The organism is Oscillospiraceae bacterium, assembly GCA_034925865.1.
Classification (GTDB): Bacteria; Bacillota; Clostridia; order Oscillospirales; family SIG627; genus SIG704.
Genome location: JAYFRN010000009.1, coordinates 1 through 13,795, shown reverse-complemented (window position 1 = coordinate 13,795; position 13,795 = coordinate 1). Strand labels below are relative to the sequence as shown.

Here is a 13,795-nt window from a genome sequence, read left to right as displayed (position 1 = left end):
TCTCCTGTTATATTGTAAAATTAAATCATTTCGTCATATCAAGCATTATATTTAACGATTCGCGGGTGTTTTCAAGAACGTCAGGGAAATATATCGCGAGGAACTTTTCCATGTACTCGAAATATTTATGCGCCTTTGCTTTGTCGAGACCTTTATTCAAAAGTTCTGTCAAAAGCTCTTTATTGAGGTCTTTGTAACGGTATATCGTTCCGTCGAAATAGATTGTTTCCGGAAGCGCGAGCGCTTCCTTTGCTTCGAGCCAGTTGTCGTTGTAGAGTGCGTCAACTATTTCCTGAGAAAGGTATAATGGTGAATCACTTGGATATTGGGGGGTCCATTCTTTTGAAAAATTTTCTTTTGTAATATTAAAATACCTAATGCCAGTATAAGTTGCACAATGGCTTTCAAGTATTTGATCAAGCGTCATTCCTTCAAATTCTTTCTCACATACTTCTGTAAATTCATTAATCTGTTTATCGTGATCGTCAAGTAGAACACCTATATAAGTATATGATTCTAACATCTCATTAAAAAAATCATCAAGAATGGATTTATAAACTCCGCCATGAGTCATTGGACGGTTCAGCGCTATTATCGCTTTTTCTCTTTCTTCTTGCTCTATTTCATATGGGGTTTTTTCTTTTTCTTGTTCGCTTATGCCTGTCTGCTTTTCATCAGTCTGTTCCGCCGTTGTTGCGGGTAATACCGTGGTTTCTGTTCGGTTTGCTGTTTCTATTGGCTCAGCTTCTTTTGTATTTGTTCCTGCGGATAATGTTTGTGTTGTTTCAGGAGGAAGCGTCTCCGGCGATTTTGGGGAGCAGGAGAAAACTGATATAAGTATAATCAAAACAGAAACGATTAAGAGCAGCTTTTTTGATTTTGAAATCATCATGTTTTCTCCTGTTATATTGTATAGGTAACCTCTAAGAACTCGTTTTTGCTATTGTTCTACTCTCAAAAAAACGAGAAAAGTAGAGATAATAAAAGAAAACAAGAGATTATTGAATATTTAGAGGTTCCCTATAATTAAATCATTTCGTCATATCAAGCATTACGTTTAGCGATTCGCGGGTGTTTTCAAGAACGTCAGGGAAATATTCATCTTTTATTATCGTCATTTTTATTGTCCCTATAGAACAATCCCCTGATAAAAACAAGTGAGCCTAAAATAGATAAAATAATGCCTGCGGCTCCACCCCATGATCTTCCCCCTGTAATAATTGTAAACGCTATTCCCAATAATAATAAAAAAATTCCTGATAATAAACACTTTAAAATTTTCATAATATTTACCTCAATTTATTATATAAAGTTTTACTATAATATTTTGACATCGTGCCAACTATGAAAAACCAGTATAACCCTGTTAAGAAAGTTGAAATTCATCAGAAATAAGATCAATATATATTATAAATTATTATTATATATATGTCAATCAAAAATATTAAAAATTAGTAAAAGATAATAAAATCATTATATTTACCACGAAAAAGCATCTAATTATGAAATATGACAAATATTTTAATTACTTTTTTATCTTTTATAGAAAACTCGTCTTTTATTTTATTAATTTTACCAAAGCCATTTTTTATGAAAACTGATATAAACCGCTTTCCATATATCCGAATAATTCCGGGAAATTAATACTTGAAATATAGCCTGGGCTATGTTATAATATATAATCGTAAATCGAATTAGGAGAGGCGGCGGCGCAAAGGCTGTCGTCGCGAGAGAAAATGGACGTAAATTTCCCGAATCTTATCATATGCGACCATCCGCTTTTACAGCACAAGCTTTCTCTTTTAAGAGATAAAAACACGAGCACGAAGGATTTCAGAGAGCTCGTCACCGAAATTTCTTCGCTTCTTACATATGAGGCGACAAGAGATCTCCCGCTCCGCGAGGTCGAGATTGAAACGCCTATCGCGATCGCTAAAACAAAGGTCATTTCCGGTAAAAAGCTTGCCGTTATTCCGATTCTTCGCGCCGGTTTGGGCATGGAAGAGGGAATAATACAGCATATACCGGCCGCCAAGGTAGGGCATATCGGTCTTTTCCGCGATCATGACACTCTCAAGCCCGTGACTTATTACTGCAAATTTCCGTCGGATATCGAGGAACGCGACGCGATAATTATCGATCCGATGCTCGCCACCGGCGGCAGCGCGATCGCCGCCATTGACCTCTTGAAGCGCGCCGGCGTAAAAAGCATCAAAATGATGAATATCATCGCGGCTCCCGAGGGAGTAAAAGCGCTGCTTGCCGCGCATCCCGATGTAAAAATCTTCTGCGCATGCCTTGATGAAAAGCTCAATGAAAATGCTTATATCGTTCCCGGTCTGGGCGATGCGGGAGACAGAATATTCGGCACCAAATAAATACAATATAATATGTGATCCGATTTCAGATCCGATATACAAAAGGATACGAAATAAGACTGTGCTATCCGGGGAGTCAGCGGTGCCTTGTACCTGCCATCCGCTATAGCAGGGGTGAATTCCCCGTCTGAGGAATAAATTGTGTGGATGCTCCTTTTGAACCGGCGTTGACGAATGGGTCTTGCGCAATCAAAGACCACGAATCATGTCAGGTGGGGAACCAAGCAGCATTAAGCGGTGACTTTGATGTGCCGCCAGGTTGCCTGTTCCGAGCCGGTAAAAAGAAAAGCGCACATAACCTTATCTTCGAAGCGGGGTGCACAGTCTTATTTCGTATCCTTGTTTTACATGAGAGAAAGGCACATATACGAGAGTCTTTTCTCTCTTTAAGCGGTAGTTATTTAAATGCCGAGTTAATAATAGCTGCTGATTATCTGCTCAACAAGAACTTTAAAGTTTTTGCGGAGCTTTTTTCAAAAAGCGACCGTACTCAACCTCGTAATTAATAATAAAGGCACGGTAAAAGAATGTATCAGGCTTTATACCGAAAATTTCGCCCTCAGACGTTCGGTGATGTCGTGGGGCAGTCACACATTGTAACCGTTTTAAAAAACCAGCTAAAATCCGGCAAGGTCGGACATGCATATCTGTTCTGCGGCTCACGGGGGACAGGGAAGACCACCTGCGCAAAGCTGCTTGCTAAAGCGGTGAACTGCGAAGCGTTGGAGGATGGAAATCCATGTAACAAATGCGCCTCGTGCCGCGCGATAGATTCCCAGACGACGCTTGACGTGATGGAAATAGACGCTGCGGGAAATAACGGTGTCGACAATATAAGAAGCCTCTGCGAAGAGGTTAAATTCATGCCTGCCGATCTTAAAAAGAGAGTATACATAATCGACGAAGTCCATATGCTTACTATCGCGGCCTTCAACGCTCTTTTGAAAACCCTTGAGGAGCCGCCGGAGCATGTACTCTTTATTTTGGCGACGACCGAAATGCAGAAGGTTCCCGCCACGATAATTTCACGCTGTCAGAGGTTCGATTTTCGACGAATTTCACCGGAAATTATTACCGACAGGCTTATGCGTATCTCCTCGAAGGAGGGCATATCCATAGAACGTGAGGCCGCCGCGATAATCGCCCGGCTTTCGGACGGCGCAATGCGTGATGCGCTCAGCCTTTTGGAAGCATGTGCGGGGAAAGCGGGAGTCATTACTCCCGATGAAATAACTGCGATTTTGGGACTGTCTGATCGCGAAATATTAATCGACCTGTGCGAAGCCTGCATAAAAAGCAATCCGTCGCGCTGTATGGCGCTTATTTCGGAGCTTTATGAAAAATCCTCCGACCTCAAGGCATCATTGAACGAAATAATTAAGCTTTACCGTGATATAACCGTCATCAAGTCGGTGCCGTCTCCGAGGATGCTCATCGACTGTTCGGAAACGGAATATAAAATGCTGTGCGATATTGCATCCGCCGCGTCAGAGTCAGAGCTTATATATCAGCTTTCGGTGCTTCAGCCGCTTGTTTCAGGATACGATTATCTGTCGTCAGGCAAACGGGCCTCGGTCGAGCTTGCCTTTATACGGATGTGTCATCCGCAGTCACAGCCGACGGCATCTCTTGACGCTTTGTCCGCAAGGATTGATAAGCTTGAATCTCGCCTCGACGGCGGCGGATATGAAGCCGCCCCAAAATTACCATCAGATAAAGGCGAAAAAGCAGAAAAGATAGCTCCAAAACAGAAAATTGCTGCTGAGGAATCTAAGCAGGCGCCTTCCGTTTCCTCCGGGACATATCCAGAATCGCGCCGCCTGCTTCAGTCTCTCAAAGGTGAAGCGATAATATATCCGTATCTTGAATCTGCGAAATTCATTTGCCGTGATCAGAACACGCTTGCGGTATTGACGGAGAGCTTCACAAACGGCATACTTTCGTATATGAAGGCCGAAGATATAATTCTTCGATATGTAAAAAATATAACTCCCGAAATAACAGCTGTCCGTCTGGAGTCCGAACAGAGGAAAAAAGAACCGGACGCGATAGACTCACTTTGAAAAACCGAAAGGAAAACAGGAAATGAAAGCAAGACTGCCAGAAGGAATGGGCAAGGGGCCCGCGAATATGAATACCATGATCCGCCAGGCTCAGAAGATGCAGGAGGATATAGCTGTACTGCAGGAGGAGCTTGACGCGAAGGAATATGAAATCGCATCAGGCGGCGGAGTATGCAAAATAAAGATAAACGGTAAAAAAGAAATTCTCTCTGTCACGCTTGATCCAGTCGTAATCGACCCGGATGACGCCGAAACGCTTCAGGATATAATCGTTGCGGGTGTAAACGAGGCAATTAAGCGTGTGGAAGAAACGAACTCTAAGGAAATGCAGAAGATAACGGGCAATCTTTCAATGCCCGGTGTTCCGGGTATGTTTTAATGGAATATATTCATCCGCTTGAGCATCTGATCGAAAAATTCAGAAAGCTGCCCGGAATCGGATATAAAACGGCGGTCAGGCTGGCGTTTGCCGTGCTCGATATGAGCAAGGCTGACGCCGACGATTTTGCCGAGGCCATAATTGAGGCAAAGACTCAGATAAAGACATGCTCCGTCTGCTGCAATATAAGTGAGGAGGATGTCTGCGAGCTTTGCTCGTCCGAACCCGAGGAACGAAGCAGAGGAACGATCTGCGTCGTTGAAGCGCCTAAGGATGTTTCGTCAATAGAAAAAATGCGCGAATATAAAGGGCTATATCATGTCCTCGGCGGGCTCATTTCACCGGTGGATGGCATAGGTCCAGACAGGCTTAATATTAAAAAGCTTCTTTCAAGGCTTGATGAAACTGTGTCTGAGGTTATAATCGCCACCAATCCCAGCGTGGAGGGCGAGGCGACCGCTATGTATTTAGGACGGCTAATAAAGCCTATGGGAATAAAGGTGACCCGGCTCGCATACGGACTTCCTGCGGGAGGAGAGCTTGAATATGCGGACGAGCTGACGCTTGCGCGGGCATTTGAGGGGCGCACACAGCTTTAAACATAAAAAATCATAATTGAATCGACATGGCTGCAATATGATAAAAAGGCAGAAAACTAAAACAGAAATAAGTGAGAACACGAGCGAACAGGCCGCCGAAACAGATCAAAAACTTAGTACGCTCGTTGACGACGCCGGCGTATACATCCGTCAGTACAGCGACCGGCATTATTCCGACCCGGACAGCTTCGGGGCGCTTTCAGGCGCGAATTATTTTTCTTATTACGGCACAATTCCTTTCGGATATGTGCTGTCAAAGCTTGCGCTCATTCTTCTTGCATATATTATTTATCGCTGCTCCTTGCTCAAGGCGCTTTCAGAGGCGGCGTCGCTGAGCTTTTATTTTGTTTCCATCGCGTTATTATTTCTTCCCGTTTTGTGTGCTTATGCTTTCAGGGCGGTAAAGACTTATCCGTCCAGCGATTATCTTGCGGCATTGGTTATTTTGGCGGCTTTTTTATTATCAGGAAAAAATAATACTGCATTTTGGTTTGCGGCAATATTTACTTTCTGTGACGCGCTTTCATTTTTTATTTACAGCCGCGCTTACAATGTCCGTGAAATACGGTATGAGTTTTCGCTGTCATCGCTCAGATTTGTTTCTCAGAAAAAAAAGGGCGTGATAACGCCCGGCGATAAGGTGCGCTTTTCCGCGGGAGAAGCGTGTCCGGCGGACGCAAAGATAACCTCGGGAGAGATAGTCTGTAAATTTGTGGCATCTGACGGAGATGAGGTTCCTTCAATACTTAAATCCGGCGATGACATTTGTTCGGGTACGGAAATCCTCACCGGCGAGGCGGAAGCCGTATTTGTCAGAGGATACGAAGATAGCTTTGCGAACAGGATAACCGAGAGATATTATGCTCTTGCATACGCGCATTCCGGCGTGCAAAGACGCATAATCACAGCAGTTTCCATACTACGCGTAGCGTTGATTATTTGCGTGGCATTTGTTTTTTCTACAGGATTCGGTAAAACAGGCTTTCTTCCGACTGCGCTTGCACTTTTATGTGCGACTTTGTGCGATCAATTTTTATGCGCACTAAACGCTATTTATTCACATATGATCTCGTCGCTTGCCGATATGGGAATATTTCCGCGCAGGAAAGACGATATTGCAAAAGCCGCGGAAATTGAAATATGTATTATTCCTGAAAAACTGCTTCTTGAAAAGCTAAAATGCAGCGACGTAAAGCTATCGGTAGATATGAAGCTCGATGCCAAAAGGGAATTTATTCACCGCGTGCTTGATAAAATGACAGAGGCTACGACTGATGCAATGTTTATTCCGCTGAAGGAATATTGTAAAAAAAATGAGTTTATTCTGAATTCAGACGACAATGCCGGTAAAATTCTTTCCGGAATGCGTTTTGTTTCATCTTCAGACGGAAAATATATCACATACAGCCTTGGCAGCCACGTTTTTTCGCTTGTCGCAAAAAGCGCCGCCGGAGCGAGTGTCATCACACGGGATAATGCATTTGACGGAAATACATATGAGTTAATTTATATTTATTATGATAAAAAGCCGATAGGTTATATCAAATATGATTTCACGGAAGGTCCGTATATAAATCAGGAACAGACTTTTGAAAATCCTGATCCTGACAGGATAAAATATGTATCGGAGGAAAAATTCAAAGCGGCCAAGGAAATATATATATCAAGTCTTGTCGGAGATCATATAAAAAACACAAAAAAGAGCGGAGCTGCGATAGCACGCGTGCTTGAGTTCTCGTCTGAAAAAGGCGAAGCGGTAGAAAAAGATTTCGATTATTTTATACAGAAACAAGGGAAAAACGTCGGGAAATATTATTACGGAATTCTTTGCGGGGCAAAAGATCGCACAGAAGAGCTTGACGGCGCGGATCTTGTCATAGTACCGGAAACGCTTTCCTGCCTTGATGAAACTGTTGCGGCATCCGGACGGTTCAAGAGCAGTGCCGTAACGCTTGCCGTGATATCGGCTGTTCTTTCTGTCTTAATATTGTTTTTATACCTTCTTACTCACAGCTTTGAATTTGTATTATTCGCAATGGCGGTAAAGGCCATATCACAAGCGATGTATTTATATATAGTCAGTGAACCATACAACAAACAATGACAGAAAGTAATATTTTAATATGAATGAAATTAAATTATTGATGGGAAACGAGGCCATCGCATGGGGCGCGTTTCAGGCCGGTGTGAGAGTTGTTTGCGGATATCCCGGCACGCCTTCCACCGAAGTTCTGGAAACATGCGCTAAGCTTAACGATGGAACGATGTATGTCGAATGGTCGGTAAATGAAAAGGCCGCCATGGAAACGGCGGCGGGCGCGTCATATACGGGCGCTCGAACAATGGTCACAATGAAGCAGGTCGGACTGAATGTCGCGTCAGACCCTCTTATGAGCTTCGTATATATCGGCTGCCGGGGCGGCACGGTTATATTATGTGCCGACGATCCGGGGCCGATATCCTCTCAGACAGAGCAGGATACACGACGCTTTGCCGGATTCTCAAAACTTCCCGTGCTTGATCCGTCTACTCCTGAGGAAGCATACAGGATGACAAAATACGCCTTTGAGCTGTCCGAAAAGCTGTCTCTTCCCGTAATTCTCAGGCCCACGACACGTGTTTGTCATGGCTGTGCTTCAATAAAGCTTGACGGAAGCCGCAATGTCCGCGATCAGAAGCTTTTTGAAAAGAACAGTGAATTTGTCATTTTCCCTGCACTTTCCTACAGAAAACACTTTGAAATAGAAGAAAAGCTGAAAACCTGTTCGGAAATATATTCCGATATCCCGTTCAACGAGGTATACGGCGATGCCGGCTGTGAAACGGCGGCGGTCGCGTCGGGAGTTTCTTTTTCATACACCCTTGAAGCGTTAAATTCTTTATCCATTGGAAAAAGAATAAAGCTTATAAAGCTTTGTGCCGAGGTTCCGTTCCCTTTACGTTTTATATCGGAGGCGTTGAAAGGGGTAAAAAAAGTTATTGTTTTCGAAGAACTTGATTATGTGATCGAGGACGAGCTTTTAAAAATGCGCACGAACCTTCCGCAGAAAATTGAAATATTTGGGAAGCACAGCAAAGACGTGCCGTATGCCGGAGAGCTGTCATGCGCGTCGGTAAAAAACATACTCTCAAAACTGTTAAACCCGGAGCCCGTCAAGACAGAAAAGTTTCCGGAAGCTCCTTTTATACCCAAACGTCCGCCTGTGCTATGCGCCGGATGTCCGCACAGAGCTTCTTTTTACGCGGTAAAGCGAGCGATGAAAGGCAAAAACGCGGTATTCTGCGGCGATATCGGCTGTTATACTCTAGGAAACGCAATGCCGCTAGATATGGTCGACACATGCCTTTGCATGGGCGCGTCTGTCACCGTTGCGCAGGGGCTTTTTCACGCAGAAAGCTTTTTCGGCGATACTGCGGAGAACTCTTCCGAAAAGCTAAAAAATAGTTCAAGAAAATATTTCTCGTTTATCGGAGATTCCACGTTTTTTGCGTCCGGGATAACCGGACTGGTCAACGCCGCGTTCAACGGCGCAGATATAACTGTTATTGTTCTTGACAATTCCACTACCGCGATGACAGGGCACCAGGTTCATCCCGGAATAGGACGCACTGTAATGAATGCGCCCGCGCCAAAGCTTTCTATTGAAGATATTTCACGCGCCTGCGGAGCGGGCTTTGTCGAGGTGTGCGACCCGTTTGATTATGACGCCGCTTCCGATGCTGTAAAACGCGCCGCGGATTACATCGGACTCTCGGTTCTTATATTCCGCTCTCCCTGCATTGCGTTAGAAAAACAAAAGAAAAAATATACGGTCGACAGCGATAAATGTATCGGCTGCGGCCGCTGTGTAAAAGAGCTCGGATGCCCTGCGATATTTATTGCCGATAAAAAGGCAAAAATCGACGCCATTACATGCACGGGCTGCGCTCTTTGCAGCAATGTATGCCCCGTAAACGCAATTACAATTGCAAATGCAAACGAGGTTAAAGCTAATGGATAATAAACAGATGAACATACTTATTGCCGGTGTCGGAGGGCAGGGGACCGTGCTTTGTTCGCGCCTGATTGCCGCCGCCGCGATGGAGGCGGGGCTTTTTGTACGCACCGCTGAAACTATAGGAATGGCTCAGCGCGGCGGAAGCGTCGTCAGTCATGTCAGAACATACTCGGAGAAATGCTCAAGTATGATTCCGCAGGGAGAAGCAGACATTTTGATAGCGTTCGAGCCGGCAGAGGCGGCCGCAAATCTGAAATATCTCAAGCCGGACGGAAGCCTTATTTTCTCGCCTTCACCCGTTTATTCCTCCGCGCCGAAGAACGCCGCTTACGATCCATCGGCTGTCTGTAATTATTTGACAAACCTGCGGAACAAAATCTATGTAATCGTATTTGATCCGCTTTCTGTCGCATCAGCTATTGGAAATCCGAAGGTAATGAATACTGTGATGGTCGGCGCCGCTCTCGGTAAAGGATTATTGCCGTTTTCCATAGAGGATACCGAGTCTGCAGTAAGGAAGATCGTTAAACCGACTCATGTTGAAATCAATCTTGCCGCGCTTCGCGCCGGAATAAACGCGGTCATATGAGTATTATTAACGCCACAATTAAATAATCACCCCTTAAAGATGAGAAACACTGGTATATGGGTTTTGCTCGCTAGAATTCAATATTATTTAAAGGAATCGCTAATAGCTAAAGCATTATACAAAATAAAATGGCTGTTAACTGCCGTTTAATAATTGACGGCGTTATGAAGTGGTTGTTTAATTGTTTTAAACGATTTTAGCTTTTGATATAAAATCATCAGAAGTAACCGTAAATCTTGTAAGTTTATTACCGCTTAATTCCGGACGAAAACCGCATCTTGAAACAGTTCTCATCGAACGTAAGTTGCCTTTGTAAATATTCGCTATAACTTTTTCAACGCGCCGTTCAAAAAAAGCATACTTTAGTGCCTCTCCTACCGCGCTTTTTCCGTAACCGTGTCCCCACAGGTGTTTTTCACCTATCGCAAAGACGATTTCACATGCGTTCTGATCGGATATATCATTAAATCTTAAAAAGCCGATCGGCTCTCTGTGTTCCGAATATATCATAAAAAAACGCCCCGAATGATTTAAATGAAATGTATACATAAATTCCGGAACATTATCATACAGATAATTCAATTCTGCTGTCGCGAATTCGTATTCGTTGAGAAACTGTGTCACGGATTCATCCTGAAGCCATTTTATAAGATTCATTATATCGTTTGAATTTATGTCCGCACACAAAAAAACAGAAGCGGCTTTCTTCATATCGCTTACCTCACAGTAATGTAAATACAAAAAAGCCCTTCTGTACAAAATCCGCACACGACGGTTCTTTTTTATCTATTTTATTTTTTAAAATTATATCATATTGAATTCATTATGTCAAGCTTTAAAATCAAAAGCTTTCTGTTATTATCAATGTCACAATCAGGTTTTACAAAATATTATATATATAATGCTTAGGAGATAGAATGACTGAAAGACTCAAAAAGCAGCTTGATTTTCTCATAGAAATTGATAAATTAAAGAATATTCTGCGTCAGACCGTATTAATAGACAAATCCCGCCGGGAGACGGATGCGGAGCATTCCTGGCATTTTGCAATGATGGCGATGACTCTGAGCGAATATGCCGACGCGGATGGAGTCGATATAAACCGGGTGATAAGAATGGCGCTTGTACATGACCTTGTCGAAATATACGCCGGAGACACCTTCGCTTACGACGATGCGGGCAATTTGTCGAAAGCCGAACGGGAAAAAGCATCGGCTGACAGACTTTTCGCTCTTCTGCCTGATGATCAGGCCGCGGACTTCCGAGCTCAGTGGGAGGAATTTGACGAAATGAAAACGCCGGACGCATTGTATGCCTCCGCAATCGACCGGCTTCAGCCTTTTATCAATAATTATATGACCGACGGTTATACATGGGCATTGCACGGAGTCGAAGCTTCAAAGGTATACCGGCGCATGGAGCCTGTAAAAACTGCAATCCCCGCGCTTTGGAGCTTTGTCGAATATGTGATAAATAATTCGATAAAAAAAGGATACATGGTCGGGAAATGAAGTATAAGCATATTATATGGGATTTCAACGGCACGATCCTTGATGACACGGATGCCGCTATAAAGAGCGAGAATACACTTCTTAACCGACGCAATATGCCGCTTATCAAAAACCGGGAGCATTATCACTCCATTTTCCGCTTCCCCATAAAGGAGTATTACCGTTCGCTCGGACATGACGTTTCTCCGGAAAGCTATGATATGCTCGCCCGCGAATGGGTGAAGGAATATCTTGAGAATTCATTGTCTTCTCCGCTTTGCCCCGGTGTCAAGGAAGCGCTTGAATTATTCGCTACCATGAAGTTGCCGCAGACAGTCATATCCATGACGGAGAGCGGTATGCTGCAAAAGCAGATAAAATCGCTTGGAATATCGCAGTATTTCACCGATGTTGTCGGCCTTGATAATATCCTTGCGGAAAGTAAACTTATAATCGCAGAACAATGGGCGGCAAAGGTAAAGCCGGAATCCCCGCTGTTCATCGGTGACACCACGCATGATCTTGAAACTGCGCGTATAATTGGCGCGGACTGTGCCCTTGTCGCAAACGGCCACCAAAGCCGCGAAACGCTTCTCGCATCAGGAGGATGCGGAATTTACACATCGCTATATGCGCTTGTCGACGCGCTTAAAGCTTGAATTATTATATCGGCTTAAGTAAGCTTTGTTTTTATAAGAGAGAAAAGCTCATATACCAGAGCCTTTTCTCTCTTTTGGCGGTAATTATTTAAATGTTGAGGTTAATAAGATAAATGACCGAAGTCAAAGTGTAGGATTTTTACGTTTAATCAGAAAAATTCACACTTTTTTCATCTAATTTACCGGGTAATGCAGTATTATATGAATAATCAATTTTACATACCCAGACTCCTTTTTCTCACAAGCGATGATACAGCGTTTATAACATGAGGGATATTATGAAGAAATTTTTTGAAAAGCCATATCGATGGGCCTTGACGTTTTCGGCGATATTGGCCGCCTGCATGACATTTGTCCTGCTGGATACGTTTGTAATACCCAGAGTAATTGCGGTTATAACCGCGACCGGAACCGGAAATCACGGACATTTCTTTTGGCAGACATCCGAAGAGTCGGATATCAATTCTGACAATACCACGGTAATGGATTCCGATACGGATTTAACTCCCGTTACCGGAACAGAAGCCAATACAGGTACATACACACAGGGACAGCCCGTCACAGAAGAGCCTTTACAGCAATATCCTGTAATTAAAGACAATTATTATAAAGATGAGAACATAGAGATCAATATTAATGAAATCAGACGCGACAGCACACAGGTTTATATCGCTGACATAAAAGTATCAAGTCTGAAATATTTAAAAACTGCTTTTGCGAAAAATTCGTACGGTCGAAACCTAAAAGAAAAGACATCAGCAATGGCCAAAAGTAATAACGCTATATTCGCAATAAACGGAGATTATTACGCTTTCAGAAATACCGGCTTCGTTTTGAGAAATGGTTTTCTTTACCGTTCAACGGCGGGGACGGGAGACGCGCTCGCTATTTTTGCCGACGGCACATTCAAATCTATAAAAGAAAGCACGGCAAATATTGATTCGCTTGTTTCCGCGGGAGCGTATCAGATTCTGTCCTTCGGACCGACGCTTATTAACAACAGTGAAATCGTTGTTTCTAAGAATGCGGAGGTCGGACGCGCTATGTCGAGCAATCCGCGCACAGCCATCGGCATCATTTCCCCCCTTCACTATGTATTTGTCGTATCCGACGGGCGTACCGACAAGAGCGCCGGTTTGTCGCTTTATCAGCTTGCGGATGTCTTCGCAGACTTGAACTGCACATGTGCGTATAATCTGGACGGAGGCGGATCGGCGACAATGTGGTTCAACGGTGAAGTAGTAAACATTCCTACAGACGGCAATGGCTTTTACGAGCGTAATATCAGCGATATTCTGTATATAGGAAAATAATAGTATTAAAATATAATTAAAAATAAAAAGCTTTTGAGGGAATTATAACCCGCAAAAGCTTTTTCTATTGCGCGAGCTTCGCTTTTAATAAGCGAGAGAGCGTCATACCGAGAACTGTACCGAAAAAGCAAAGAATGACGCTCAATATCACATATAATGAAGCTGTCATGTATTTTCCGTTTCGAAGTAATGTCTACTGAACAAATACGAATTTCAAATTTCGCTGCGGTAGATGATGTGTTATTAGCAAACAATATAGGAACACAAAAAAGGCGCAAAGAACCTTTTTCAGGTTCAGGACAATAACAGACATAGCGATACAGTGAC

13 protein-coding genes and 1 other RNA gene are annotated in these 13,795 nt (G+C 43.5%); 11 read left to right on the top strand and 3 right to left on the bottom strand.

Annotation, left to right across the window (positions count from 1 at the left end; translation table 11 throughout):
* Positions 1-25 precede the first annotated feature (25 nt).
* Positions 26-892: a hypothetical protein gene (locus tag VB118_05290; protein MEA4832016.1), complete on the bottom strand. Its 867-nt coding sequence runs from the start codon at positions 890-892 to the stop codon at positions 26-28.
* 206 nt (positions 893-1,098) lie between these two features.
* Positions 1,099-1,284, bottom strand: coding sequence for a hypothetical protein (locus VB118_05285; protein MEA4832015.1), 186 nt, complete (start codon positions 1,282-1,284; stop codon positions 1,099-1,101).
* Positions 1,285-1,736: 452 nt separating this feature from the next.
* On the opposite strand from VB118_05285, the gene upp reads away from it, so the two are divergent.
* The 8 genes from upp (at position 1,737) to VB118_05245 (ending at position 10,006) form a co-directional block, all read left to right on the top strand.
* Entirely contained in the window at positions 1,737-2,378 is a 642-nt protein-coding gene (gene upp / locus VB118_05280; GenBank protein MEA4832014.1) for a uracil phosphoribosyltransferase, read from the top strand.
* 59 nt (positions 2,379-2,437) lie between these two features.
* Positions 2,438-2,702, top strand: an RNA gene (gene ffs / locus VB118_05275) — signal recognition particle sRNA large type.
* 203 nt (positions 2,703-2,905) lie between these two features.
* Complete coding sequence (gene dnaX / locus VB118_05270) at positions 2,906-4,441, top strand: DNA polymerase III subunit gamma/tau (protein MEA4832013.1); 1,536 nt, start codon at positions 2,906-2,908, stop codon at positions 4,439-4,441.
* Positions 4,442-4,463: 22 nt separating this feature from the next.
* Entirely contained in the window at positions 4,464-4,820 is a 357-nt protein-coding gene (locus VB118_05265) for a YbaB/EbfC family nucleoid-associated protein (protein MEA4832012.1), read from the top strand.
* On the top strand, positions 4,820-5,419 hold the full coding sequence (recR, locus tag VB118_05260; GenBank protein ID MEA4832011.1) for a recombination mediator RecR: 600 nt from the start codon (positions 4,820-4,822) through the stop codon (positions 5,417-5,419). Before VB118_05265 ends, recR begins: the two co-directional genes overlap by 1 nt.
* Positions 5,420-5,456: 37 nt before the next feature.
* On the top strand, positions 5,457-7,523 hold the full coding sequence (locus VB118_05255) for a hypothetical protein (protein MEA4832010.1): 2,067 nt from the start codon (positions 5,457-5,459) through the stop codon (positions 7,521-7,523).
* Between the two features lie 19 nt (positions 7,524-7,542).
* A complete protein-coding gene (gene iorA / locus VB118_05250; protein ID MEA4832009.1) occupies positions 7,543-9,420 on the top strand; it encodes an indolepyruvate ferredoxin oxidoreductase subunit alpha in 1,878 nt (625 codons plus the stop codon).
* Entirely contained in the window at positions 9,413-10,006 is a 594-nt protein-coding gene (locus VB118_05245; GenBank protein MEA4832008.1) for an indolepyruvate oxidoreductase subunit beta, read from the top strand. The genes iorA and VB118_05245 overlap by 8 nt, the downstream gene beginning before the upstream one ends.
* 186 nt (positions 10,007-10,192) lie before the next feature.
* Here VB118_05245 and VB118_05240 read toward each other — a convergent pair whose 3' ends face one another.
* The gene (locus VB118_05240) at positions 10,193-10,717 is read right to left on the bottom strand and encodes a GNAT family N-acetyltransferase (GenBank protein ID MEA4832007.1); all 525 of its coding nucleotides are present in this window, start codon (positions 10,715-10,717) and stop codon (positions 10,193-10,195) included.
* Between the two features lie 206 nt (positions 10,718-10,923).
* On the opposite strand from VB118_05240, the gene VB118_05235 reads away from it, so the two are divergent.
* The 3 genes from VB118_05235 to VB118_05225 all read left to right on the top strand — a co-directional run bounded on the left by VB118_05235 (position 10,924) and on the right by VB118_05225 (position 13,468).
* Entirely contained in the window at positions 10,924-11,517 is a 594-nt protein-coding gene (locus tag VB118_05235; protein MEA4832006.1) for an HD domain-containing protein, read from the top strand.
* Entirely contained in the window at positions 11,514-12,155 is a 642-nt protein-coding gene (locus tag VB118_05230; GenBank protein ID MEA4832005.1) for an HAD family hydrolase, read from the top strand. The genes VB118_05235 and VB118_05230 overlap by 4 nt, the downstream gene beginning before the upstream one ends.
* Positions 12,156-12,433: 278 nt before the next feature.
* The gene (locus tag VB118_05225) at positions 12,434-13,468 is read left to right on the top strand and encodes a phosphodiester glycosidase family protein (GenBank protein ID MEA4832004.1); all 1,035 of its coding nucleotides are present in this window, start codon (positions 12,434-12,436) and stop codon (positions 13,466-13,468) included.
* Positions 13,469-13,795: the final 327 nt, after the last annotated feature.

Coding starts and splice junctions, on each gene's coding strand:
- VB118_05290 (MEA4832016.1), bottom strand. CDS start 892: ATGATGATTTCAAAATCAAAAAAGCTGCTCTTAATCGTTTCTGTTTTG.
- VB118_05285 (MEA4832015.1), bottom strand. CDS start 1,284: ATGAAAATTTTAAAGTGTTTATTATCAGGAATTTTTTTATTATTATTG.
- upp (MEA4832014.1), top strand. CDS start 1,737: ATGGACGTAAATTTCCCGAATCTTATCATATGCGACCATCCGCTTTTA.
- dnaX (MEA4832013.1), top strand. CDS start 2,906: ATGTATCAGGCTTTATACCGAAAATTTCGCCCTCAGACGTTCGGTGAT.
- VB118_05265 (MEA4832012.1), top strand. CDS start 4,464: ATGAAAGCAAGACTGCCAGAAGGAATGGGCAAGGGGCCCGCGAATATG.
- recR (MEA4832011.1), top strand. CDS start 4,820: ATGGAATATATTCATCCGCTTGAGCATCTGATCGAAAAATTCAGAAAG.
- VB118_05255 (MEA4832010.1), top strand. CDS start 5,457: ATGATAAAAAGGCAGAAAACTAAAACAGAAATAAGTGAGAACACGAGC.
- iorA (MEA4832009.1), top strand. CDS start 7,543: ATGAATGAAATTAAATTATTGATGGGAAACGAGGCCATCGCATGGGGC.
- VB118_05245 (MEA4832008.1), top strand. CDS start 9,413: ATGGATAATAAACAGATGAACATACTTATTGCCGGTGTCGGAGGGCAG.
- VB118_05240 (MEA4832007.1), bottom strand. CDS start 10,717: ATGAAGAAAGCCGCTTCTGTTTTTTTGTGTGCGGACATAAATTCAAAC.
- VB118_05235 (MEA4832006.1), top strand. CDS start 10,924: ATGACTGAAAGACTCAAAAAGCAGCTTGATTTTCTCATAGAAATTGAT.
- VB118_05230 (MEA4832005.1), top strand. CDS start 11,514: ATGAAGTATAAGCATATTATATGGGATTTCAACGGCACGATCCTTGAT.
- VB118_05225 (MEA4832004.1), top strand. CDS start 12,434: ATGAAGAAATTTTTTGAAAAGCCATATCGATGGGCCTTGACGTTTTCG.